The organism is Pseudomonas sp. NFR09, from assembly GCF_900111535.1.
GTDB lineage: Bacteria > Pseudomonadota > Gammaproteobacteria > Pseudomonadales > Pseudomonadaceae > Aquipseudomonas > Aquipseudomonas extremorientalis.
On the sequence record NZ_FOIH01000001.1, the window covers coordinates 566,742 to 589,386 of the forward strand.

The 22,645-nt window shown below is 61.7% G+C and carries 21 protein-coding genes and 1 other RNA gene; 4 read left to right on the top strand and 18 right to left on the bottom strand.

Annotation, left to right across the window (positions count from 1 at the left end):
• Positions 1–35: 35 nt before the first annotated feature.
• The 16 genes from ftsA to rsmI form a co-directional block, all read right to left on the bottom strand.
• Positions 36–1,298 (bottom strand): cell division protein FtsA, encoded by a 1,263-nt coding sequence (gene ftsA, locus BMX59_RS02510; RefSeq protein WP_010213031.1) that lies wholly within the window; start codon positions 1,296–1,298, stop codon positions 36–38.
• 15 nt (positions 1,299–1,313) lie between these two features.
• Positions 1,314–2,183, bottom strand: coding sequence for a cell division protein FtsQ/DivIB (locus BMX59_RS02515; protein WP_071491188.1), 870 nt, complete (start codon positions 2,181–2,183; stop codon positions 1,314–1,316).
• 4 nt (positions 2,184–2,187) lie between these two features.
• Positions 2,188–3,144, bottom strand: coding sequence for a D-alanine--D-alanine ligase (locus tag BMX59_RS02520; protein ID WP_092240786.1), 957 nt, complete (start codon positions 3,142–3,144; stop codon positions 2,188–2,190).
• Positions 3,141–4,586 (bottom strand): UDP-N-acetylmuramate--L-alanine ligase, encoded by a 1,446-nt coding sequence (gene murC / locus BMX59_RS02525; RefSeq protein WP_071491186.1) that lies wholly within the window; start codon positions 4,584–4,586, stop codon positions 3,141–3,143. Before murC ends, BMX59_RS02520 begins: the two co-directional genes overlap by 4 nt.
• Positions 4,579–5,649, bottom strand: coding sequence for an undecaprenyldiphospho-muramoylpentapeptide beta-N-acetylglucosaminyltransferase (gene murG / locus BMX59_RS02530; protein ID WP_093119767.1), 1,071 nt, complete (start codon positions 5,647–5,649; stop codon positions 4,579–4,581). The genes murC and murG overlap by 8 nt, the downstream gene beginning before the upstream one ends.
• Positions 5,639–6,856, bottom strand: coding sequence for a putative lipid II flippase FtsW (gene ftsW, locus BMX59_RS02535; RefSeq protein WP_053254470.1), 1,218 nt, complete (start codon positions 6,854–6,856; stop codon positions 5,639–5,641). The genes murG and ftsW overlap by 11 nt, the downstream gene beginning before the upstream one ends.
• Positions 6,853–8,199, bottom strand: a complete 1,347-nt coding sequence (gene murD, locus BMX59_RS02540; RefSeq protein ID WP_092240784.1) for a UDP-N-acetylmuramoyl-L-alanine--D-glutamate ligase — start codon at positions 8,197–8,199, stop codon at positions 6,853–6,855. Before murD ends, ftsW begins: the two co-directional genes overlap by 4 nt.
• A gap of 6 nt (positions 8,200–8,205) precedes the next feature.
• Positions 8,206–9,288: a phospho-N-acetylmuramoyl-pentapeptide-transferase gene (gene mraY / locus BMX59_RS02545; RefSeq protein ID WP_071491183.1), complete on the bottom strand. Its 1,083-nt coding sequence runs from the start codon at positions 9,286–9,288 to the stop codon at positions 8,206–8,208.
• Positions 9,288–10,658: a UDP-N-acetylmuramoyl-tripeptide--D-alanyl-D-alanine ligase gene (murF, locus tag BMX59_RS02550; RefSeq protein WP_093119771.1), complete on the bottom strand. Its 1,371-nt coding sequence runs from the start codon at positions 10,656–10,658 to the stop codon at positions 9,288–9,290. The genes mraY and murF overlap by 1 nt, the downstream gene beginning before the upstream one ends.
• Positions 10,651–12,114 (bottom strand): UDP-N-acetylmuramoyl-L-alanyl-D-glutamate--2,6-diaminopimelate ligase, encoded by a 1,464-nt coding sequence (locus BMX59_RS02555; RefSeq protein ID WP_093119774.1) that lies wholly within the window; start codon positions 12,112–12,114, stop codon positions 10,651–10,653. Before BMX59_RS02555 ends, murF begins: the two co-directional genes overlap by 8 nt.
• Positions 12,114–13,856 (bottom strand): peptidoglycan D,D-transpeptidase FtsI family protein, encoded by a 1,743-nt coding sequence (locus BMX59_RS02560; RefSeq protein WP_165447909.1) that lies wholly within the window; start codon positions 13,854–13,856, stop codon positions 12,114–12,116. The genes BMX59_RS02555 and BMX59_RS02560 overlap by 1 nt, the downstream gene beginning before the upstream one ends.
• Positions 13,856–14,149, bottom strand: a complete 294-nt coding sequence (ftsL, locus tag BMX59_RS02565; protein WP_010213047.1) for a cell division protein FtsL — start codon at positions 14,147–14,149, stop codon at positions 13,856–13,858. The genes BMX59_RS02560 and ftsL overlap by 1 nt, the downstream gene beginning before the upstream one ends.
• On the bottom strand, positions 14,146–15,093 hold the full coding sequence (rsmH, locus tag BMX59_RS02570; RefSeq protein WP_010213048.1) for a 16S rRNA (cytosine(1402)-N(4))-methyltransferase RsmH: 948 nt from the start codon (positions 15,091–15,093) through the stop codon (positions 14,146–14,148). The genes ftsL and rsmH overlap by 4 nt, the downstream gene beginning before the upstream one ends.
• Positions 15,090–15,545 (bottom strand): division/cell wall cluster transcriptional repressor MraZ, encoded by a 456-nt coding sequence (mraZ, locus tag BMX59_RS02575; RefSeq protein WP_004371993.1) that lies wholly within the window; start codon positions 15,543–15,545, stop codon positions 15,090–15,092. The genes rsmH and mraZ overlap by 4 nt, the downstream gene beginning before the upstream one ends.
• 354 nt (positions 15,546–15,899) lie before the next feature.
• Positions 15,900–16,253: RNase P RNA component class A (gene rnpB / locus BMX59_RS02580), an RNA gene on the bottom strand.
• Positions 16,254–16,349: 96 nt separating this feature from the next.
• Positions 16,350–17,255 (bottom strand): 16S rRNA (cytidine(1402)-2'-O)-methyltransferase, encoded by a 906-nt coding sequence (gene rsmI / locus BMX59_RS02585; protein ID WP_170856025.1) that lies wholly within the window; start codon positions 17,253–17,255, stop codon positions 16,350–16,352.
• Between the two features lie 176 nt (positions 17,256–17,431).
• Between rsmI and BMX59_RS02590 the strand changes: the two genes are divergently transcribed.
• The 4 genes from BMX59_RS02590 to BMX59_RS02605 all read left to right on the top strand — a co-directional run bounded on the left by BMX59_RS02590 (position 17,432) and on the right by BMX59_RS02605 (position 20,878).
• Complete coding sequence (locus BMX59_RS02590) at positions 17,432–19,243, top strand: penicillin-binding protein activator (protein WP_071491180.1); 1,812 nt, start codon at positions 17,432–17,434, stop codon at positions 19,241–19,243.
• Positions 19,243–19,614, top strand: coding sequence for a YraN family protein (locus tag BMX59_RS02595; RefSeq protein WP_093119777.1), 372 nt, complete (start codon positions 19,243–19,245; stop codon positions 19,612–19,614). The genes BMX59_RS02590 and BMX59_RS02595 overlap by 1 nt, the downstream gene beginning before the upstream one ends.
• A gap of 92 nt (positions 19,615–19,706) precedes the next feature.
• Positions 19,707–20,300 carry a phosphoheptose isomerase gene (locus BMX59_RS02600; RefSeq protein ID WP_007904374.1) on the top strand — a complete coding sequence of 198 codons (594 nt, stop codon included), beginning with the start codon at positions 19,707–19,709 and terminating at the stop codon, positions 20,298–20,300.
• On the top strand, positions 20,297–20,878 hold the full coding sequence (locus BMX59_RS02605; RefSeq protein WP_012722284.1) for a BON domain-containing protein: 582 nt from the start codon (positions 20,297–20,299) through the stop codon (positions 20,876–20,878). The genes BMX59_RS02600 and BMX59_RS02605 overlap by 4 nt, the downstream gene beginning before the upstream one ends.
• Positions 20,879–20,939: 61 nt before the next feature.
• Here BMX59_RS02605 and BMX59_RS02610 read toward each other — a convergent pair whose 3' ends face one another.
• Together BMX59_RS02610 and BMX59_RS02615 are read right to left on the bottom strand one after the other, a co-directional pair.
• On the bottom strand, positions 20,940–21,713 hold the full coding sequence (locus BMX59_RS02610; RefSeq protein ID WP_058422961.1) for a YiaD family glycine zipper/OmpA-like lipoprotein: 774 nt from the start codon (positions 21,711–21,713) through the stop codon (positions 20,940–20,942).
• A gap of 191 nt (positions 21,714–21,904) precedes the next feature.
• Positions 21,905–22,549, bottom strand: a complete 645-nt coding sequence (locus tag BMX59_RS02615) for an MBL fold metallo-hydrolase (protein ID WP_093119787.1) — start codon at positions 22,547–22,549, stop codon at positions 21,905–21,907.
• Between the last annotated feature and the right edge of the window lie 96 nt (positions 22,550–22,645).

Here is a 22,645-nt window from a genome sequence, read left to right on the forward strand (position 1 = left end):
TGCTTACAACGGTGTTGCGGTGTCGCGGTAAATCGTTAGAAGTTGCCCTTGACCCATGCCTGCAACCGCTCGAACAACGGCGCCTTGGCCTCGTCGTCGCTGCGGTAGCTGTCACGGTTGCTCGGGCCCGACAGGGAAATGCCGTCGGTCTGCTTTTGCAGCCCGTACAACAGCAAGCCCACGCCGGTGGAATAAATCGGGTTGCGTACCACGTCGCCCAGACCCTTCACGCCATGGGGCACGCCCAGGCGGACCGGCATGTGGAAGATTTCCTCGGCCAGCTCGACCGCGCCTTCCATCTTCGAGGTACCACCGGTCAGCACGATGCCGGCCGGGATCAAATCTTCGTAGCCGCTGCGGCGCAGTTCAGCCTGGATCAGGGTAAACAGCTCGTCGTAGCGTGGCTCGACCACTTCGGCCAGGGCCTGGCGCGACAGTTCGCGCGGTGGACGATCACCCACGCTCGGCACCTTGATGGTCTCGCCGGCACCGGCCAGCTTGGCCAGGGCGCAGGCGTAGCGGATCTTGATTTCTTCGGCGTACTGGGTCGGTGTACGCAGCGCCATGGCGATGTCGTTGGTCACCTGGTCACCGGCAATCGGGATCACGGCGGTGTGACGGATCGCACCCTCGGTGAAGATCGCGATGTCGGTGGTGCCGCCGCCGATGTCGACCAGGCACACGCCCAGTTCTTTTTCGTCGTCGGTCAGAACCGAGTAGGCCGAAGCCAACTGCTCGAGAATGATGTCGTCGATTTCCAGGCCGCAGCGACGCACGCATTTTTCAATATTCTGTGCGGCGTTGACGGCACAGGTCACCACGTGGACCTTGGCTTCCAGGCGTACGCCCGACATGCCCAGGGGCTCACGTACGCCTTCCTGGTTGTCGATCACGTAGTCCTGCGGCAGGGTGTGCAACACCCGCTGGTCAGCCGGGATCGCCACGGCCTGGGCAGCGTCGAGCACGCGCTCGAGGTCGGCCGAGCTGACTTCGCGGTCGCGGATCGCCACGATGCCGTGGGAGTTCAGGCTGCGGATATGGTTGCCCGCCACGCCGACGAACGCCGAGTGGATCCGGCAACCGGCCATCAGCTGCGCTTCTTCGATGGCGCGCTGGATCGATTGCACGGTGGACTCGATGTTCACCACCACGCCCTTCTTCAGGCCCCGGGACGGATGCGTGCCAATACCGACGATTTCGATGACACCGTCTTCCCCGACCTCGCCCACCAGCGCCACCACCTTGGAGGTGCCGATATCGAGACCGACGATCATTTTGCCGCTTTGCACGTTTGCCATGGGTCCTGCCTCTTCTTAATTCTTCGCGACAGCGGGTTGCGCTGCCGTGGGCGCTGCCGGTTCACGCCAGCCGACGGCAAGGCCGTTGGCGTAACGCAGGTCGACGCTCGCAATGTTCGTAATCTGTTCTTTCAAGGTCTTGTCGTAGATGGCAATGAAGCGGCGCATCTTTTCCACCAAGCGGTCGCGTCCCAGCAACAACTGGATGCCCGGGCCGGAACTGCCTGCCCCGGTCGTCAAAAACCAGCTGCCCCGTTCACGCAGTTCCAGGCGTGCAATGGAGAAGCCCAGTGGCCGCAGCATCTGGCTCAAGGCCTGGTACTGCTGCATCACTTGCTGCTGAGCCCGCTGCGGCCCGAACAGCTGCGGCAGGTGCTCGTAGTTGGCCAGCTCACGCGGGGTGAACGCCTGGCCCTGGTTGTTCAACAGCGCTTCGTCACCCCAACGGGCCACGGGCAGTTGTTCTTCCAGGCGGATCGTCACCTGGTCCGGCCATACGCGGCGGACTTCGGCGTGGGCGATCCACGGCATCTGTTCCAGCTCCGAGCGCATGCCGGCCAGGTCGATGGTAAAGAAGCTCGCCGCCAGGTACGGGCCGATGCGCTGCTGTACCGCTTGCTGGCTGATGTAGCTCAAGTCGCCCTGCACGCTGATCCTGGTGATCGGCCGGTCGGCATACGGCAACAGACGCTGCGCGCCTTCGTAGGTTCCGAAGCCCAGCACCACCAGCAATACCGGCCAGTACAACGCCTTGAGGAAACCAAAGTTGGCTTTCGGCAGGCGCGCCGACATCGGCTCTTTAGCCACCATTCGGCTGGCACCCCGTGGCACCGGCTTGCGGCTCGGTGCTTGAGGGGGCTGATGACGAAGCGATGCGCCTTTCATGTCCTTAGCCTCGTGGCTCAATGCTTGCGGCCAGGATCGCCAGCACCAGTTGCTGGAAATCCAGGCCCGCAGCGCGAGCGGCCATAGGTACCAGGCTGTGGTCGGTCATGCCCGGTGCGGTGTTGACTTCCAGGAACCAGAAATTCCCTTGGTCATCCTGCATCACGTCTGCCCGCGCCCAACCGGCGATACCCAGCGCCTCACAGGCTTTCGCCGTGAGGTCCATCAATTCCTGTTCCTTGGCTGCGTCAAGGCCGCACGGGATCCGGTACTGGGTATCGGAAGCCAGGTACTTGGCGTCGTAGTCGTAAAAGGTGTGGGGCGTGCCCAATGCGATGGGCGGCAATACCTGGCCACGCAGGGTGGCGATGGTGTACTCGGGACCCTGGATCCACTGTTCCACCAACACTTGCGAATCGTAGGTACTTGCCGCTTTCCATGCGTCGATCAATTCGGCGGCCGAGTTCACTTTGGCCATGCCGATACTGGAGCCTTCATGGGCAGGTTTGACGATCAAAGGCAGGCCCAGTTCCTTGGCTGCAGAAATACAATCGTCTTCGCTGCACAGCACACTGTGACGCGGGGTCGGAATGCCCAGGCTGTGCCACACCTGCTTGGTGCGCAACTTGTCCATCGCCAGCGCGGAAGCGAGGATGCCGCTGCCGGTGTAAGGGATGCCGGCGCACTCCAGCAGGCCTTGCATGCTGCCGTCTTCACCGCCACGGCCATGCAGGATGATGAAGGCGCGGTCGATCTTCTCGGCCTGCAGGCGGGCGAGGAAGTCATCGCCCACGTCGATACCGAAGGCGTTCACGCCGGCACTTTGCAAGGCTTCGAGCACGGCGTTGCCGGACTTGAGCGACACTTCGCGCTCGGCGCTCTTGCCGCCGAACAATACGGCTACGCGACCGAAGTCGGCAGGCGTGATCGTGGAAAACAGGGAGGCGTAGTCAGTGGTCATTTCGCCGCTCCCTTTTTTGCCGCAAACAGCGGGCTCGCCAGCAATTTCGGCGCAAGGCCACCAATGTCACCGGCGCCCTGGCACAGCAGGATGTCGCCGGCACGCAGCAGCGGCTTGACGATTGGCGCCAGGTCCACGCCACGCTCGATGTAGATCGGGTCCAACTGGCCGCGCTGACGGATGCTGTTGCACAGCTTGCGGCTGTCGGCGCCCGGGATCGGCTCTTCGCCGGCCGGGTAGACTTCCATCAACAGCAGCACGTTGGCATCGGCCAGTACATTGACGAAATCGTCGTACAGGTCGCGGGTACGGCTGTAGCGGTGCGGCTGGTACACCATCACCAGGCGACGCTCCGGCCAGCCACCACGCACGGCCTTGATCACCGCAGCGACTTCAGTCGGGTGGTGCCCGTAGTCGTCCACCAGCATCACGTCACCGCCCTCTACCGGCAACTGGCCGTAGACCTGGAAGCGACGGCCCACGCCGGCAAAGCGCGACAGGCCTTCGACGATGGCTTCATCGCTGACGCCCTCGTCGGTGGCGATGCAGATGGTCGCCAGGGAATTGAGTACGTTGTGGTTGCCCGGCATGTTCACCGAGACATCCAAGGGCTCACGGTCCGGACGCAGCACGGTGAAGAAGGTTTGCATGCCTTCCTGGCGCACATTGATGGCGCGCACGTCGGCGTCTTCGCTGAAGCCGTAGGTCACGGTCGGACGCTTGACCAGCGGCAGGATTTCGCGCACCACCGGATCGTCCAGGCACACCACCGCCAGACCGTAGAACGGCAGGTTGTGCAGGAACTCGACGAAGGTTTTCTTCAGCTTGTTGAAGTCACCGTCGTAGGTCGCCATATGGTCGGCGTCGATGTTGGTGACCACAGCCACCAGCGGTTGCAAATGCAGGAAGCTGGCATCGCTTTCATCGGCTTCGGCGATCAGGTAACGGCTGGTGCCGAGCTGGGCATTGGTGCCGGCGGCATTCAGGCGGCCACCAATGACGAACGTCGGGTCCAGGCCACCGGCGGCGAACACCGAGGCGATCAGGCTGGTGGTGGTGGTTTTGCCATGGGTACCGGCGACGGCAATACCGTGGCGATAGCGCATCAGCTCGGCCAGCATCTCGGCGCGAGGCACAACGGGAATGCGGCGCTCAAGGGCGGTGGCCACTTCCGGGTTGGAGGTGTTCACGGCGCTGGACACCACCAGCACATCGGCCTCGGCGGCGTTCTCGGCACGGTGGCCGATAAAGATCTGCGCGCCGAACGACTTCAGGCGGTCGGTGACCGGCGACTCTTTCAAGTCGGAGCCGGACACCTGGTAGCCCAGGTTCAGCAGTACTTCGGCAATGCCGCACATGCCCACGCCGCCGATACCGACGAAGTGGATGCGACGGATGCGGCGCATTTCCGGTTGCGGCATGGCTTTCTGATTCTCAACCATGGGCCACCTCCAGGCAGATATCGACCACGGTGCGGGTTGCGTCAGGTTTGGCCAGGCGGCTTGCGGTGCTCGCCATGCTGTTGAGTCGTTCCGGTTGCATCAATACCTCGGTCAGGCGTGCGGCCAAGTCGGCGGCGCCAGTCGTTCTTTGCGGCAGCAGGAAGGCAGCGCCCTCCCCGGCCAAATATTCAGCGTTGCGGGTCTGGTGATCGTCGATCGCGTGGGGCAAAGGCACCAGCAACGACGGCAGACCGGCGGCGGCCAGTTCACTGACGGTCAGCGCACCGGAGCGGCAGACCACCAGGTCGGCCCAGCCATAGGCATGGGCCATGTCTTTGATGAAGGGCTGTACGTTCGCCTCCACACCGGCCTCGCGATAGCGCGTGGCGGTGACTTCACCATGATCTTTGCCCGCCTGGTGGAAGACCTCAGGGCGCAACTCCACAGGAAGTTGCGCCAGGGCTTGCGGCAGCAATTTGTTCAAAGGCTCGGAGCCCAGGCTGCCGCCCATGACCAGCAGGTGCGCCTTGCGCCCGGCCAAGGCTTCACGGGCGATGCCCATGAACAGTTCGGTGCGCACCGGGTTGCCAGTGGTGCGCAGCTTGTCCGATGCACCAAAGGTCTTCGGAAAGGCCTCGCACACCCGCGCCGCCAAGGGCACCAGCAGGCGGTTGGCGGTGCCGGCGACGGCGTTCTGTTCGTGCACAATCACCGGCACACCGGCGAGCCTGGCCGCGACGCCACCAGGGCCGGTCACATAGCCACCAAAACCGAGCACACACACCGGCTTCAGTTCACGAATGATCTTGCGCGCCTGCCACACCGCCTTGAGCAACACGAACGGCGCCTTGAGCAGGGACAACTTGCTCTTGCCGCGCAGGCCGGTGACGTTGATCAGGTGCAGCGGCAAGCCGGCATTCGGCACCAATTCGTTTTCGATACCGCGCGGCGTGCCCAACCAGTGCACGGTGTAGCCACGGTTCTGGAATTCCCGCGCGCAGGCCAGGGCCGGGAACACGTGGCCCCCGGTGCCGCCCGCCATGATCAGCACGTTAGCGCCCATGGGTCGGCTCCTCGGCGAAATCGCTTTCGCTGAATTCCATCTCTTCGCTGCCCAGGTGGGTTCGACTCTCCCACTCGATGCGCAGCAACAAGCCCAGGCACGCGCAGCAGATCACCAACGAACTGCCGCCATAACTGAGGAACGGCAAGGTCAGGCCCTTGGTCGGCAACAGGCCGACGTTCACACCGATATTGATCAGGAACTGGCCGATCCACAGGAACGACAAGCCGTACGCCACATAGGCGGCGAAATACTGTTTGGCCTTCTCGGCCCACAGGCCGATGTACATGCCGCGTACACACACGAACACGAACAGCGCGACGGTGCATAGCGAACCCACCACACCGAGCTCTTCGGCCAGTACCGAGAACACGAAGTCGGTGTGCGCTTCCGGCAGGTAGAACTGCTTCTGCACACTGTTGCCCAGGCCCACGCCCAGCCACTCGCCGCGACCGAAGGCGATCAGCGCCTGGGTCAACTGGTAGCCGGAGCCGAACTGGTCGGACCAGGGGTCGGTAAAGGTGATCAGACGCGCCATCCGGTAGGGTTGTGCCTGCACCAGGACCGTCACGGCAGCCACGGCCAGCACCACCATCAGGGTGAAGCGGAACAGCCCCACGCCGCCGAGGAACAGCATCGCCGCAGCAGCGCCCATCATCACGACGGTGGCGCCGAAGTCGGGCTCCATCAGCAGCAGGCCAGCCATGGGCAGCAGCACGATGAACGGCTTGAAGAACCCCATCCAGCTTTCGCGCACTTCTTTCTGGCGACGTACCAGGTAGCCGGCCAGGTAGATCACCACGAACACCTTGGCGATTTCCGACGGCTGCACGTTGAACGCGCCGAAACCGATCCAGCGCATCGAACCATTCACCTCGCGGCCGATGCCGGGCAGGATCACCATGACCAGCAAGCCGAACGCCCCGATCAGCATCAACCAGCCCAGGCGTTGCCAGGTGGCGATGGGGATCATCATGGTGACGATGCAGGCGCCGAGGCCGATCACCAGGTACACCAGGTGACGGATCATCATGTACAGGGTATTGCCCGACTGCACGGCAGCCACTTCGGACGACGCCGAGGTAATCATCACCAGGCCCAGGCCCAACAAGGCGAGGCAACCGGCGAGCATCGGGAAATCGAGGTCGATACCGCGCCCGGTAATGATCGGCGATGGGTACGGCTTGATGATATTCCGGAAATTCATGCCAAGGCCTCCACGGCGCGGGCGAACAGCTGGCCGCGCTCTTCGTAGTTCTTGAACATGTCGAAACTGGCGCAGGCTGGCGACAACAGCACCGCATCGCCGGACTGGGCCAGGGCCTTGCAACGGGCGATGGCGTCGTCCAGGGACGTGGCGCGCACTTGCGGCACCGCGTCACCGAGAGCGGCGGCGATCAGATCGGAATCGCGGCCCATCAGCACCACGGCGCGGCAATGCTCAGCCACCGGGCCTTTAAGGTCCTTGAAGTCGGCACCCTTGCCGTCGCCACCGGCGATCAACACCAGCTTGCCGTCGATATCGGCGCCAAGGCCTTCGATGGCTGCCAGGGCTGCACCCACGTTGGTGGCCTTGGAATCGTTGTAATAGCTGACGCCATCAAGGTCGCGCACCCACTGGCAGCGATGCTCAAGGCCGCCAAAGCTGCGCAGCGCCGAGAGCATCGCGTCAAACGGCAGGCCGACGGCATGCCCCAGCGCCAACGCCGCCAGGGCATTGGACTGGTTATGGGCGCCACGGATTTTCAGCTCGCGCACCGGCATCAGGTTCTGGAATTCGAAGGCCAGGTATTTCTCGCCGTTCTCTTCGCGGATGCCGAAGGCTTTGAAATCGGGTTTGCCGAGGCCGAAGGTCCAGCAGGGCAGGCCCTCGCCCATCAGCGGACGGCTCAGGGCATCCTGGCGGTTGACCACGACTTGCCGCGCACCACGGAAGATCCGGTGCTTGGCCAGGTGGTAAGCCGGCAGGCCGCTGTAGCGGTCCATGTGGTCCTCGCTCACGTTCAACACGGTCGCCACTTCGGCGCCGAGGTCGTGGGTGGTTTCCAGCTGGAAGCTCGACAGCTCCATCACGTACAACTCGATGTCGTCACTGAGCAGGTCCAGCGCGGGTGTACCGAGGTTGCCGCCCACGGCCACGCGCTTGCCGGCCGCAGTCGCCATCTCGCCGACCAGGGTGGTCACGGTGCTTTTCGCGTTGGAGCCGCTGATGGCCACGATCGGCGCCTTCGCATTACGGGCGAACAGGTCGATATCGCCGGACAGCTTCACGCCACGGGCAGCGGCGGCTTGCAGGGCCGGGGTCGCCAGGGCCAGGCCGGGGCTCACGTAGAGCTCATCGGCACGGCAAAGAAACTCGACATCCAGCTCGCCACAACGCACTTCCACGTGCGGGTAGTCACGGCGCAGCGTGACCAGCTCCGGTGGATTTTCCCGCGTATCGGCCACGGCAAACGACGTGCCGCGGTTCGCCAGGAAGCGAACCAGGGACATGCCGCTCTTGCCGAGGCCGACAACGATGCGGAAGTGGTCTGAAGCGATCAGGGACACTCGTTTCTACCTCAGTTTCAGGGTGGCAAGGCCGATCAGCACCAGGATCACCGTGATGATCCAGAAGCGGACGATCACGCGTGGCTCGGGCCAGCCCTTGAGTTCAAAGTGGTGGTGAATCGGCGCCATGCGGAACACACGACGCCCGGTCAATTTGAAGGACGCCACCTGGATGACCACCGACAGGGTTTCCATCACGAACACACCGCCCATGATGAACAGCACGATTTCCTGGCGCACGATCACCGCGATGGTGCCGAGGGCCGCGCCCAGCGCCAGGGCGCCGACGTCGCCCATGAACACTTGCGCCGGGTAGGTGTTGAACCACAGGAAGCCCAGGCCGGCACCGATCAGCGCGCCGCAGAACACAATCAGTTCACCCGCGCCCGGTACATAAGGAATCAGCAGGTATTCAGCGAATTTCACGTTACCCGACAGGTAGCAGAAGATGCCGAGCGCGCCGCCCACCATCACCGTCGGCATGATCGCCAGGCCGTCGAGACCGTCGGTGAGGTTCACTGCGTTGCTGGAGCCGACAATCACGAAGTAGGTCAGCACCACGAAGCCGATACCCAGGGGAATGCTGGCGTCCTTGAGCATCGGGATGATCAGGGTCGTCTCCACCGCGCTTGGCGCAGTGGTGTAGAGGAAGATCGCCGCAGCGAGGCCAAACACCGACTGCCAGAAATACTTCCAGCGGCTTGGCAGCCCCTTGGAGTTTTTCTCGATCACCTTGCGGTAGTCGTCCACCCAACCGATGGCGCCGAACAACAGGGTCACCAAGAGCACCACCCACACATAGCGGTTGTGCAGGTCAGCCCACAGCAAGGTGCTGATGCCGATGGACGACAGGATCAGCGCACCGCCCATGGTCGGGGTGCCGGACTTGGACAGGTGCGACTGCGGGCCGTCATTACGAACCGATTGACCAATTTGCAGGTTCTGCAGGGTGCGGATCATCCACGGCCCCAGGAACAGCGACAAACACAACGCGGTCAGCACACCCAGGATCCCGCGCAGGGTCAGGTACTGGAAGACCGCGAAGCCTTTGTGGAACTGTTGCAGATACTCAGCCAGCAGCAGCAGCATTAATGTTTCTCCGTACTTGAGCCACACAAGGCCGCGACGACGTTTTCCATCACCGCGCTGCGCGATCCCTTGATCAAAATGGTTGTGTGTTTGTCGTGTTCAGCCGCCGCCAGCGCCTGGATCAGCTCGGCCTGGGTCGCGAAATGCAGCGCGCCGGGGCCGAACGCGTTGACAGCGTGAGCCATGTTCGGGCCGACGGCGTACAGCGCGTCGACTTTGCCGGTTGCGTAGGCACCGACTTCACGGTGGGACTGTTCGGCCCAGTCGCCCAGCTCGGCGATGTCGCCCAGCACCAGTACCTTGCGGCCATCGAAGCCTTTGAGCAGATCGATGGCGGCGCAGACCGAGGACTGGTTGGCGTTGTAAGTGTCATCGATCACGCGCATGCCATTGGTTGCCAGCTGCGCCACGGTACGGCCCTTGACCGGCTGCACCGCGCCAAGCCCGGTGGCGATACCGAACAGCGACACGCCCAGGGCGTAGGCGGCAGCGGCCGCGGCCAGGGCATTGGCGACGTTATGGTTGCCCAGCAGGTTCAACTGCACGTGCTCATTGCCTTGCGGGGTGTGCAAGTTAAAAGACGGGCAGCCACGGGCATCAACGGTGATGTTGGATGCGTGGAAATCAGCCGCAGCATTGAGCACGGCAAACGTCAGGACCTTGCGACCGGCGGCGCGTACACGCCAGGTCTCGAAGGCCTTGTCATCGAGATTCAAGACAGCGGTGCCGGATGCATCGAGGCCTTCGAGGATTTCACCCTTGGCTTCGACGATCTTTTCCGGGCCGCCGAACTCACCGACGTGGGCGGTTCCGGCATTGTTGATGATCGCCACGTGGGGCTTGGTCAGCGCCACGGTGTAGGCGATTTCGCCGATGCGCGATGCGCCCAGCTCGATCACCGCCGCCGTATGTTCAGGGGCCAGTTCGAGCAGGGTCAACGGTGCGCCGAAATCATTGTTCAGGTTGCCACGGGTGGCAAGCACCGGGCCGCGCGTGCGCAGTACCCCGGCAAGCAACTCCTTGACCGTGGTCTTGCCGCTGGATCCCGTGATGGCCGCAACGGGGTTGGTGAACCCGGCACGGTTCAACGCACCCAATTGACCAAGGGCCAGACGGGTGTCGGCGACCAGCAGTTGCGGCAGTGTGGAATCCGCGACTTCGCGCTGCACCAAGGCACCCACGGCGCCTTTGGCGGCAACTTCATTCAGGTAGTCGTGACCATCGAAACGCGGGCCCGCCAGGGCGACAAACAGTTGCCCCGGCTTGATGTTGCGGCTGTCGATACTCACGCCGTCGAAGCGGCAATCGCTCGACAGCATACGGGCCGACAAGGCCTGGACCAGTTCGCTGAATGTCATCGGTTTAAGCATGGGCAACCTCCCAGGCGGTCAAGGCGTGATCGGCCTCGACCAGATCGGAGAAGGCATGGCGCTCGCCGTTGATTTCCTGATAGTCCTCGTGACCTTTACCGGCCAGCACCACCACGTCGTCAGCACTGGCGCCGGCGATCAATTGGGCAATGGCTGCGCCGCGACCGGCGACGAACGTCGCCTTGGACACGTCTTTGAAGCCGACGCGGATATCGTCGAAAATCTGGCTCGGGTCTTCACTGCGTGGGTTGTCGTCGGTGACGAGCACGCCATCGGCCAGGCGCTCGACAATCTCGGCCATCAACGGGCGCTTGCCGCGATCACGATCACCGCCGCAACCAAACAGGCACAACAACTTGCCCTTGGCGTGGGGACGCAGGGCCACCAGGACTTTTTCCAGGGCATCCGGCGTGTGGGCGTAATCGACCACCACCAACGGCTGTTTGCCGCCACCCAGGCGCTGCATGCGACCGACCGGGCCTTCCAGCTTCGGCAGCACACGCAGGATTTCGTCGAGGGCGTAATCCAGGCCGAGCAATGCGCCGACGGCCGCCAGGGTGTTGCTCAGGTTGAAACGACCGAGCAAGGTGCTGCGCAAATGATGTTCGCCCTGGGGCGTCACCAGCGTCGCACGCACGCCTTCGTCATTGAATTGCGCGTCGCGGCAGTACAGGTACGCGCTGGAATCTTCCAGGCTGTAGCTGATCAGGCGCGACTCACGGTCTTCGGCGGCCAGTTGGCGACCGAACTCGTCGTCCAGGTTCACCACGCGGCACTTCAAGTCGTTCCAGGCGAACAGCTTGGCCTTCTCGGCCGCGTAGGCTTCCATGGTGCCGTGGTAGTCGAGGTGATCGCGGGACAGGTTGGTCATCACCGCCACATCGAACGCCAGGGCAGCAACCCGACCCTGGTGCAAACCGTGGGACGACACTTCCATGGCAACCGCCTTGGCGCCGGCCTTTTTCAGGTCGGCCAGGGTCGCTTGCACGGCAATCGGGTTCGGCGTGGTGTGCAGGCCGCTTTGCAGCGCGCCGTAGAAACCAGTGCCCAGCGTGCCGACGATGCCGCAGTGTTGCCCCAGCAGGTCAAGGGCCTGGGCAATCAATTGGGTCACGCTGGTCTTGCCGTTGGTGCCGGTAACGCCAACCAGGTTGAGATGTCGACTTGGCTCGCCATAGAAACGCCCGGCGATGTCCGAGAGCTGTTTGGCCAGCCCCTTGACCGGAATCAGCGGAACATCGGTGATCGGCAACACGGTTGCGCCTTCCACTTCGTAGGCCACGGCAGCCGCGCCACGTTGCAGGGCGTCCGCAATATGTGCACGGCCATCGAACTTGCCACCCGGCACCGCCAGGAACAGGTCACCGGCGCGCACATTGCGACTGTCCAGGCTCAATTCACGGATCAGAAGATCGCGGCCGGCGTGGGCAAAAATCTTGTTCAGGCTAAGAGACATCAGCCGCGCCCTCCATTGGCTTTTACAGCAGCGGCCGGTGGACCGGCGTTCGCTTGTTGGGTCGGCGGCAGGTTGTCCGGCGTGATGTTCATCAGGCGCAGGGTGCCGGACATCACTTTGCTGAACACCGGCGCCGAGACCAGGCCACCGAAGTAACCGGCTTTGCTCGGCTCATCGATCACCACCACGATGGCGTAGCGTGGATCGCTCATCGGGCCGAAACCGGCGAACAACGAACGGTACGAATTTTCCGCGTAGCCCTTGGTACCCACCGACGTTTTACGCGCAGTACCCGACTTGCCGGCTACGTGATACGCCGGCACCTGGGCACGGAATACGCCGCGTGGCGCTTCGATCACTTGTTGCAGCATGCCTTGCATGGTCTTGGCGACGTTTTCCGGTATCACCTGGGTGGCTTTCGGCGCTTCGTCGACATGGATCAGGCTCAGCGGAACCATGCGCCCATTATTTGCCAATACAGAGAAAGCATGGGCCAGTTGGATCGCCGTCACCGACAAGCCGTAGCCGTAGGAAAGCGTGGCGGTCTCGGCCTTTTTCCAGTCGCGGTAGTTCGGCAGGTTGCCAACGCGCTCACCGGGGAAATCCAGGCCGGTGGGCTGGCCCAGACCGATCTTCTGCGCCAGGTGATAAATGGTCTCGCCGCCGATATCGAAGGCGACCTTGCTCATGCCTACGTTACTGGAGTTGATCAGGATACCTGTCAGATCCAGCACCGGGCCTTCGGTACGGGACACGTCACGAATGGTGTACTTGCCCAGCTGCAACGTACCCGGATACACCTCGACCTTGTCGCTGGGTTTCCAGCGTCCGGTTTCGAGGGCGGCACTCATGGAGATGGCTTTCATGGTCGAACCCGGCTCGAACACGTCGATCATGGCGCGGTTGCGCATCATCGCCGGCTGCAGGTTGCGACGGTTGTTGGGGTTGTAGGTCGGCTGGTTGACCATGGCGAGGATCTCGCCGGTCTTGACGTCCATGATCACCAGGCTGCCGGCCTTGGCGCCGTTCTCGATGATCGCGTTACGCAACTCGCGGTTGGCCAGGTATTGCAGGCGCAGGTCAATCGACAACGCCAAGGGCTTACCGGCCTTGGCGTTTTTGGTGACTTGGACATCCTTGATCAGTCTGCCGCGCCGATCCTTGATGACTTGTCGTTTACCGGGAACCCCGGCGAGCCATTCATCGTAGGCGAGTTCCACACCCTCACGGCCGTGGTCGTCGATGTCGGTAAAGCCGACCATATGCGCGGTGGTTTCACCGGCCGGGTAGAAACGACGGAACTCCTCGATGCCGTAGACACCGGGGACTTTAAGGTCGAGCACCTGCTGGCCTTGTTCGGGGGTAAGGCCGCGAACCAGGTAGATGAATTCTTTATTGGCCTGGGCTTCCAGGCGTTCAGCCAAGGCTTTCGGGTCTTGCCCCAGCGCGGCGGCAAGCGCCGGCCAGCGATCCTTGGCGACCTGCAACTCCTTGGCGTTGGCCCACAGGGTGGTGACCGGCGTACTGACGGCCAGCGGTTCGCCGTTACGGTCGGTGATCAGGCCGCGGTGTGCCGGAATCGGGATGTGACGCAGGCTACGGGCATCGCCCTGGCCGATCAGGAAGTCACGGTCGACCACTTGCAGGTCGATGATCCGCCAGGCGATCGCACCCACCATCAATGCCAGCAAGCCGAGCATCAGGCGGAAGCGCCATGGGTAGAGTGCGCCTTCGAGTTTCATCATGGCGCCACCATGCGGACTTCGGCCGCGCCCGGGATGTGCATTTTCAGTTGTTCAGTCGCCAGCACTTCAATGCGGCTATGGGCTGTCCAGGTGCTTTGCTCCAGGATCAACCGGCCCCATTCCGCCTGGGCTTTGTCGCGCACACTCAATTCCCCGTACAGGGTATTGAGCAACTGGCGGTTGTAGTGGGCGCTGTAGGACACCGCAATCGCGGAAATCAGCACGCCGACAAACAGCAGCAACATAAAGAAGCTGCCGCCCGGGAGGGGCTTGGCGAAAAGCTTGCTCACCGCAACTTCTCCGCGACACGCATGACAGCGCTACGGGAACGTGGGTTGGCCTTGAGCTCAGCTTCGGACGCGAACTGCGCCTTGCCATGGATTTTGATTTTCGGCACAAAGGCTTCGAAACGTACCGGCAGGTTGCGCGGCAGGTTGTCGGACTCACCCTTGACCAGGCGACGCATGAACAACTTGACGATGCGGTCTTCCAGAGAGTGGAAGCTGATCACCACCAGGCGACCGCCCACTTCCAGTGCCTCGAGAGCAGCCTCGAGGCCGGCCTCCAGGTCGCCCAACTCGTTGTTGACGTGAATACGCAGGCCCTGGAACGCACGGGTCGCCGGGTTCTTGCCCTTTTCCCACGCTGGGTTGGCGACTTTCAGTACTTCGGCCAGGTCGGCAGTGCGCTCGAACGGCTGGATTTCACGACGCTCGACCACGGCGCGGGCCATGCGGCCAGCGAAGCGCTCCTCACCGTATTCCTTGAACACACGGGCGATTTCTTCCACTGGCGCGGTGGCGATGAACTGCGCAGCGCTGACGCCACGGGTCGGGTCCATGCGCATGTCGAGCGGACCGTCGTTCATGAAGCTGAAGCCGCGCTCCGGGTCGTCGAGCTGCGGCGAGGACACGCCCAGGTCGAGCAAAACCCCGGCTACCTTGCCCGCCATGCCGCGCTCGGCCACTTCGGCACCCAGCTCGGCAAAGCTGCGCTGCACAACGACAAAGCGGCCGTCTTCGGCCGCTAGCGCTTGCCCGGTGGCAATCGCTTGGGGGTCCTTGTCGAACCCGAGGAGTTTGCCGTCGGGCCCGAGCTGGCTGAGGATCAACCGGCTATGCCCACCCCTGCCGAACGTGCCGTCCAGATAGCAGCCATCCGCGCGTACGGCGAGAGCCTCAACGGCTTCGTCAAGCAGTACGGTGATGTGGTTAAAACCGCTATCAATAGTCACAGGATCAAATCACGCAGTTCATCAGGCATGGCGCCCGGTTGTTGAATAGCAGCCAGGTCAGCTGCAGAAACAGCATCCCAGGCATCTTCGTCCCACAATTGGAACTTGTTCAGTTGGCCGACCAGCATTGCGCGCTTGTCGAGCCTGGCGTACTCACGCAAGCGCGGCGGCACCAGGAAACGACCGCTGCCATCGAGCTCGAGGTCGACGGCGTTACCAATCAGCAAACGCTGCAGGCGGCGGTTCTCTTCACGCAATGAAGGCAGGGCGCGCAATTTGGTTTCAATCAACTCCCACTCATCGAGCGGGTAAACACACAAACAAGGATCAACGGCATCGATAGTGATGATCAACTGCCCGGAACTTCGCGAAATGAGCTCGTCACGATACCGGCTCGGCATGGCGAGACGGCCTTTTGCATCGAGACTGATAGCGTTAGCTCCGCGAAACACAGATGCGTTTCTCCAAATTTTAGCGTTTTACGTTCAAAAAACCCACTTTGTGCCACTTTCCGCCACTTGCGCACACTATAGGAATGCGCCCACCACACCGTCAAGGCGCGGATTCAAGGAAAAGCCTTACAGAACGGAGATTTAGGAGCGTAAAGGGAGGAGAAAACAGAGTTCGGGGATGTTTTTGGCCCAACAAGCGCAAATAGCTCAAAGAGCTATAGGCTAAAGTTAAAGTAATTTATTAAGAGTAAGATTTTTTTGGTATTACGAAGACGCATCTGCCAATGATTCGGCAGGGAGGGATTCTTGCGTTACTACCGGGTTTCTGCTCGAGATTCGGACAGAAGGAAAAAGGTGGAGAGTCGATCTATAAGCCGGGTTCTGTCTTGAACAGTCATTCGTCTACGATGGCCATCACTGGACATCTTTAGCAACCTACCCGGTCCCAGCGCGGGCCACGCCTTGGGACCCTATTTGGTCTTGCTCCAAGTGGGGTTTACCTAGCCACGAACTGTTGCCAGTCGTGCGGTGCGCTCTTACCGCACCTTTTCACCCTTACCGGCACCGAAGTGCTTAGGCGGTTATTTTCTGTGGCACTTTCCGTAGGCTCACGCCTCCCAGGCATTACCTGGCACTTCGCCCTATGGAGCCCGGACTTTCCTCCCCCCCCTAATTTTCATAGAGGGCAGCGACTGTCCAATCGACTCTCCGCCGCGCAGGTTAACGGCACGACGGACTTAGGACAAGTAATAAAAGTTCAGAATTGCCATCACGTTCAGACGGAATACCGCTTTAACCCTGGAACTATTCGCCTTTTTGTTTATCCAGCGCCGCTTGATACAAGAGGTTCTTGCGCACCCCGGTGATTTCCGCCGCCAGGGCGGCCGCACGCTTGAGGGGCATCTCCTTGAGCAGCAGATCGAGGATGCGCATGGCCTCGCTGCCCACCGCATCTTCGTCCTCAGGCGCGGTCCAGCCTGCGACCAGCACCACACACTCGCCGCGCTGCTGATTGCTGTCACCTTCGACAAACGCACGCAACTCTTCCAGCGGCAGACCCTTGAGGGTTTCGAAGGTCTTGGTCAGCTCACGGGCCAGCAGTGCCAGGCGCGCACCGCCAAATACCAGCTCCATGTCCTGCAGGCATTCGAGGATGCGATGGGGGGCTTCATAGAAGATCAAGGTGCGCGGCTCTTCCTTTAACGCTTGCAGCCGCGCACGTCGCCCAACGGCCTTGGCCGGCAGGAAACCCTCGAAAATAAAACGGTCGGACGGCAGACCCGCCGCCGACAATGCCGCAATCAGCGCGCACGCTCCCGGAACAGGCACTACATTGATACCAGCGGCCCGCGCCTGGCGCACCAGATGGTAGCCAGGGTCGGAGATCAGGGGTGTACCCGCGTCGGAGATCAGCGCCACATCGTCGCCGGCCAGCAGCCGCACGATAAAGCGGCTGCCTTCTTCGCGCTCGTTGTGTTCGTGGCACGCGGCTAATGGCGTGCTGATACCAAAATGCTGCATCAAACGCTGGGAGTGCCGTGTGTCCTCCGCCGCGATCAATTTAACCTCGCGCAACATTTTCAGTGCCCGCGCACTGATGTCGTCCAGGTTGCCAATGGGCGTCGCCACGACAAAAAGCGAGCCTGCAGTGGAATTCAAAGGACCTGGAGCAGTCAAAACGCACACCTCGATGGTTGGCAAAAGCGACATTGTAGCGCGTAGGCGCCTTGAAAATATGCCATCACCGCCGATGCCTTTTCAGCCGTTTAACGCCAGTTGCAACATTTGCACGACCTAATTCGACGGTTTCACGCCAGTAACATCGCGCCTGGGCCAGTGCTTGGGTACAATTCCACGCTAATTTGATCGGTATCAGGAACACTTACATGATCGCTTGCCTGCGGCTGCTCTCCGCCCTCTGCCTCGCTGCCTTATTGGCCGCGTGCGCCAGCTCGCCCTCGTCCAGCCTTGGCGACCTTCCACGGACCCCGGACGCCAGTATCGAGCAACTGCTCGAACAGGCCACTACCGCCAAGACGCCAGAAAAGGCCGCGTTGCTGCGCCTGAGTGCGGCAGACATGGCCTACAAGCAGAACAACCCTGGGCGTTCGTCGCAGATTCTTGCGCAAGTGCCCCTGGATGTCCTCAAGCCCGCCGCGCAAGTATTTGCCAGCACCCTGGCTGCCGAACTGGCCATGACGCGCAACCAGCCCAAGGCGGCGCTGACTGCCTTGAGCCACCCGAGCCTGCAAAACCTGAAGGACCTGCCGCCTGAACAGCAGATCCGCACCGCCAGCGTACACGCCCGCGCTTATGAAGCCGACGGCCAGACCCTGGCTGCCGCCCGGGAACGTGTCGCCATGGCCCCACTGCTCACGGGTGATGCCGCCAACAACAACCACGAAGCCATCTGGGCCTTGATTGCCGCCGTGCCGGCCGAACAGCTGCAAGCCAGCGGCAATCCGGTGCTGGATGGTTGGATCACCCTGGCCCAGTCGGTCAAGGGCGCCGGTACGCTGGAGCAGCAACAGGCGGCCATCGACACCTGGCGCGCACAGAATCCGGGCCACCCGGCTGCCGTGCAATTGCCAACGCCGCTGACCAAGCTCAAGGAACTGGCTAGCCAGCCTCTGAACAAGATCGCCTTGCTGCTGCCACAGGACGGCCCGCTGGCCTCCGTCGGCAAAGCGCTGCGTGAAGGTTTCATGGCGGCGCACTACCAGGCCGAACAAGCGGGGCAGAAGCCGCCGGTCATCGAATTCTATGACAGCTCACGCCTGACCTCCCTCGACGACTTCTACGCCAAGGCCCAGGCCGCCGGTGTGCAATTGGTGGTCGGCCCGCTGGAGAAGCCCCTGGTCAAACAGCTCAGTGCCCGCCCGCAATTGCCGATCACCACCCTGGCGTTGAACTACAGCGAGACTGATCGCAGCCCGGCGCAACTGTTCCAGTTCGGCCTGGCCGCTGAAGACGAAGCCCGCGAAGTGTCGCGCCGCGCCCGTGCCGACGGCCTGCATCGCGCGGCTGCCATGGTTCCGCGTGGCGAATGGGGTGAGCGTGTCTACAAAGCCTTCCGCCAGGACTGGGAAGCCAATGGCGGCCAGGTCATGGGAGTTGAGTATGTCGATCAGCCCGTCGCCCTCGCTCAGCAAATTGCCGATCTGTTCCAGCTGCGCAAAAGCGAAGGCCGCGCCAAGAGCCTGCAAAGCACCGTCGGCACTGATGTCGCCGCGCAGCCGTCGCGTCGCCAGGACATCGAGTTCATCTTCCTGGCCGTGACACCGCAACTGGCCCAGCAGATCAAGCCGACCCTGAACTTCCAATATGCCGGCGACGTGCCGGTATACGCCACGTCCCACGTGTTCAGCGCCAGCGGCGACAAGAACCAGTACCTGGACATGACCAACGTGATGTTTTGCGAAACGCCCTGGTTGCTCAACACTACCGACCCACTGCGCAACCAGGTAGCCGCACAATGGCCACAAGCCAATGGCAGCCTCGGCCGCCTGTACGCGATGGGCGTCGACGCCTACCGCCTGGCGCCGCGCCTGGGGCAACTCAAGGCGCTGCCAGACACCCGTGTCGACGGCCTGTCGGGCAACCTGGGTATCAGCGCCAACCAGCGCGTTGATCGCCAGATGCCTTGGGCCAAGTTTGTCGGTGGCGAGATCCAGCGCCTGCCGGACACTCCGCGCTGATGCCCGAGCGGTCCACTGCACAAAGCGGCAAGGACGCCGAACTGCAAGCCCTGGAGTATTTGCAACAACAAGGTCTGCGCCTGCTGGCGCAGAACTGGTTATGTAAACGCGGTGAGCTTGATCTGGTCATGCTTGACGGCGATACAGTAGTATTCGTCGAAGTCCGCTACAGAAAACACGCACAATGGGGTGGCGCGCTCGCCAGTATCGACGGGCGCAAGCGTCAGAAGCTGATACTCGCGGCGCAGTTTTTCCTGCAAAAAGAGCATCGCTGGGCCGACGCCCCCTGCCGTTTCGATGTGGTTGCCATAGAAAGCACACCGTCTGGTCAGGCTGATCTGAACTGGCTCAAGAATGCCTTCGACAGCTGATTCGCCGGACATCTTCACCACACACTTTTGCTCTTTGCTTTGCGGGCTGCACATTCCTGTGCCAAACAGCCGCGCTACTTAAGGTCACACAGATGGACATGCAATCCCGAATTCGCCAGCTTTTCCAGGCCAGTATCGACACCAAGCAACAGGCGATGGACGTACTTGCACCGCACATCGAGCAAGCCAGTCAGGTCATGGTCAACGCCTTGCTCAACGAGGGCAAAATGCTTTCGTGCGGCAACGGCGGCTCGGCCGGCGATGCCCAGCATTTTTCGTCCGAGCTGCTCAACCGCTTCGAGCGTGAGCGCCCAAGCCTGCCAGCCATTGCCTTGACCACCGACTCGTCGACGATCACCTCGATTGCCAACGACTACAGCTACAACGAAATCTTCTCCAAGCAGATTCGCGCCCTGGGTCAACCGGGTGACGTGCTGCTGGCGATTTCCACCAGCGGCAACTCGGCGAATATTATTCAAGCGATCCAGGCCGCACATGATCGCGAAATGATTGTCGTAGCATTGACCGGGCGCGATGGCGGCGGCATGGCCTCACTGCTGTTGCCTGAAGACGTGGAAATTCGTGTCCCGGCCAATGTCACCGCACGTATCCAGGAAGTCCACCTGCTGGCGATCCATTGCCTGTGCGATCTGATCGACAGCCAACTGTTTGGGAGTGAAGAATGACCGTTAACCGCCTCAGCCTTTTGGCCATCACCCTGTGCCTCGCTATCAGCGGCTGCAGCACGGCCATCACCGCGACTCGTGACACCCCTATTCAGGATGACAAGGGCACCCGCACTTTCGGCAGCAAGATCGATGACTCGCTGATCGAAACCAAGGTCGAGGTCAACGTCGCCAAGGCCGCGCCAGATTTGGGCAATGGCGCTTCGCGCATCGTCGTGACCAGCTTCAACGGCGTCGTACTGCTCGCTGGCCAGACGCCACGCGCCGACCTCAAGGCCCAGGCCGAGCAAGCCGCCGCTGCCGTGCAGCGCGTGAAGAAAGTGCATAACGAATTGCAGGTGATGGACCCGATCACCCTGCTGGCCATCAGCAACGACGCCCTGCTGACCACCAAGATCAAGGCGCAGATGCTCACCGATAACGCGATCCCTGGTTCGCGCATCAAGGTCGTGACCGACAACGGTATCGTCTACCTGATGGGCCTGCTGACCCAGGCCGAAGCCACTCGCGCAGCCAACCTGGTGCAAGGTGTGTCCGGCGTGCAGAAAATCGTGAAGGTGTTCGAATACATCGATTGATGTAATCACGCAGCCACAAAAAAGGGCGCCTTTCACAGGCGCCCTTTTTATTAGCGAATGTTTACTGGTACTGCGAGTACGGGTTGCCCTGGAACTGGTTGTTCTGCTGTGGCGCCTGTTGCTGAGCACCTGGCTGGCCGTACTGCTGGCCCGGGATCGGGCCGAGGTTGACTTCCACACGACGGTTCTGGGCGCGGCCGTTGACGTCGGCGTTGCTGGCAATCGGGTTATCCGGGCCGGCACCGCGTGCGCTCAGGTTGGCACCGTTGACGCCCTGGGACGTCAGGTAGTTGGCTACGCTCTGCGCACGACGCTGGGACAGGTCCATGTTCAACTGACGGCTGCCCGTACTGTCGGTATAACCGACGATCTGGATCGTGTTCTGGTTGAACTGCTTGAGCGAGTTGGCCAGGTTGTTCAACGGCTGGTAGAAGCTGCTGGAGATCGCGTCCGAGTTGGTGGCGAAGGTGATGTTGCCCGGCATGATCAGCTTGATCTGGTCGCCCTGGCGCTGAACTTCAACCCCGGTATTGGCCATGCTCTCGCGCAGTTTCTTTTCCTGCTGATCGGCGTAGTAGCCGTAACCTGCTGCGCCGGCACCTGCAACCACGGCACCGATCAGCGCGCCCTTGCCACGGTTGTTATGGTCGATGGCCGCACCCGCCAGTGCACCGGCCAGGGCACCCAGGCCGCCGTACTTGGCGGTCTTGCTCATACCGCCGGATTCATTACTCGCCTGTCCCTGGCTGCTGCCGTCATAAGGATTAGGTGATGCGCAGCCGGACAACAGGGCTACGGCGGTAGCAACAACAAGCAGACGACGCGAAGTGAACATGAAGGAAGCTCCTACTTTTGCATTCTATGGTGCAAAGGACATTGGCAATGGACCTGTGCCGAGTTTGGAACACGACAAACGGCAAAAATTCCGTCGCTACAGCAACCGTAGCAGACGCACGCTGAACACAACCTGAGTTTTTGCTGCAACGCTTGCCTCTGACAGAACAGCCCTACCCGGCAATTAATCTGTCACGCCCGTACAAAAGGGTTCTCACGCATTTCATCACCCAGTCGAGTATCCGGGCCGTGCCCGGTCACCACGGTCGCCCCCTCATCCAGCGTGTATAGCCGCTGCTTGATCGAACGCACGATGGTCGCCTGGTCGCCGCCCCACAAATCCGTACGCCCGATACCACGTCGGAACAGGGTGTCGCCAGCAATCAGCAGCTTGGCATCGGCAAACCAGAAGCTCATCGAGCCCGGCGTATGCCCCGGGGTGTGCAATGCCACGCCACACCCGCAGGCCAACTCTTCATCATGTTCCAGCCAGCGGTCTGGCGAAGGCACCGGGGTGTAGGGCACGCGAAACATCTGGCATTGCATTTCCAGATTGTCCCAAAGGAATTGATCCTCTTTGTGCAAGTACAAGGTGGCACCGGTCTTCTCCTTCAACTGGCCGGACGCCAGGAAGTGATCCAGATGGGCATGGGTATGGATGATACTGACCACCTTGAGGCCCAGGGCATCGAGCCGCGCCAGGATCAGCTCATGGTTGCCGCCCGGGTCGACCACGATGGCCTTTTTGCTGATGGGGTCGCCGATGATGGTGCAGTTGCACTGCAAGGGGCCTACGGGGAAGGTTTCGCGAATCAGCGTGGGAGCCGTGAGCGTCATGGGTGAGCCTCTGAATCGTGATCAATGCAATTAAACTATAGTTCCGAGCCCTGTATCGCCAGAATAATTGCACTTTACAAAGAAATAGAAGTGCTA

Coding starts and splice junctions, on each gene's coding strand:
- BMX59_RS02610 (WP_058422961.1), bottom strand. CDS start 21,713: ATGTTCACTTCGCGTCGTCTGCTTGTTGTTGCTACCGCCGTAGCCCTG.
- rsmI (WP_170856025.1), bottom strand. CDS start 17,255: ATGTCGCTTTTGCCAACCATCGAGGTGTGCGTTTTGACTGCTCCAGGT.
- BMX59_RS02555 (WP_093119774.1), bottom strand. CDS start 12,114: ATGTCTCTTAGCCTGAACAAGATTTTTGCCCACGCCGGCCGCGATCTT.
- murF (WP_093119771.1), bottom strand. CDS start 10,658: ATGCTTAAACCGATGACATTCAGCGAACTGGTCCAGGCCTTGTCGGCC.
- BMX59_RS02560 (WP_165447909.1), bottom strand. CDS start 13,856: ATGAAACTCGAAGGCGCACTCTACCCATGGCGCTTCCGCCTGATGCTC.
- murG (WP_093119767.1), bottom strand. CDS start 5,649: ATGGGCGCTAACGTGCTGATCATGGCGGGCGGCACCGGGGGCCACGTG.
- murC (WP_071491186.1), bottom strand. CDS start 4,586: ATGGTTGAGAATCAGAAAGCCATGCCGCAACCGGAAATGCGCCGCATC.
- BMX59_RS02615 (WP_093119787.1), bottom strand. CDS start 22,549: ATGACGCTCACGGCTCCCACGCTGATTCGCGAAACCTTCCCCGTAGGC.
- BMX59_RS02605 (WP_012722284.1), top strand. CDS start 20,297: ATGACCGTTAACCGCCTCAGCCTTTTGGCCATCACCCTGTGCCTCGCT.
- BMX59_RS02600 (WP_007904374.1), top strand. CDS start 19,707: ATGGACATGCAATCCCGAATTCGCCAGCTTTTCCAGGCCAGTATCGAC.
- BMX59_RS02515 (WP_071491188.1), bottom strand. CDS start 2,183: ATGAAAGGCGCATCGCTTCGTCATCAGCCCCCTCAAGCACCGAGCCGC.
- mraY (WP_071491183.1), bottom strand. CDS start 9,288: ATGCTGCTGCTGCTGGCTGAGTATCTGCAACAGTTCCACAAAGGCTTC.
- BMX59_RS02520 (WP_092240786.1), bottom strand. CDS start 3,144: ATGACCACTGACTACGCCTCCCTGTTTTCCACGATCACGCCTGCCGAC.
- ftsA (WP_010213031.1), bottom strand. CDS start 1,298: ATGGCAAACGTGCAAAGCGGCAAAATGATCGTCGGTCTCGATATCGGC.
- BMX59_RS02595 (WP_093119777.1), top strand. CDS start 19,243: ATGCCCGAGCGGTCCACTGCACAAAGCGGCAAGGACGCCGAACTGCAA.
- BMX59_RS02590 (WP_071491180.1), top strand. CDS start 17,432: ATGATCGCTTGCCTGCGGCTGCTCTCCGCCCTCTGCCTCGCTGCCTTA.
- ftsW (WP_053254470.1), bottom strand. CDS start 6,856: ATGAATTTCCGGAATATCATCAAGCCGTACCCATCGCCGATCATTACC.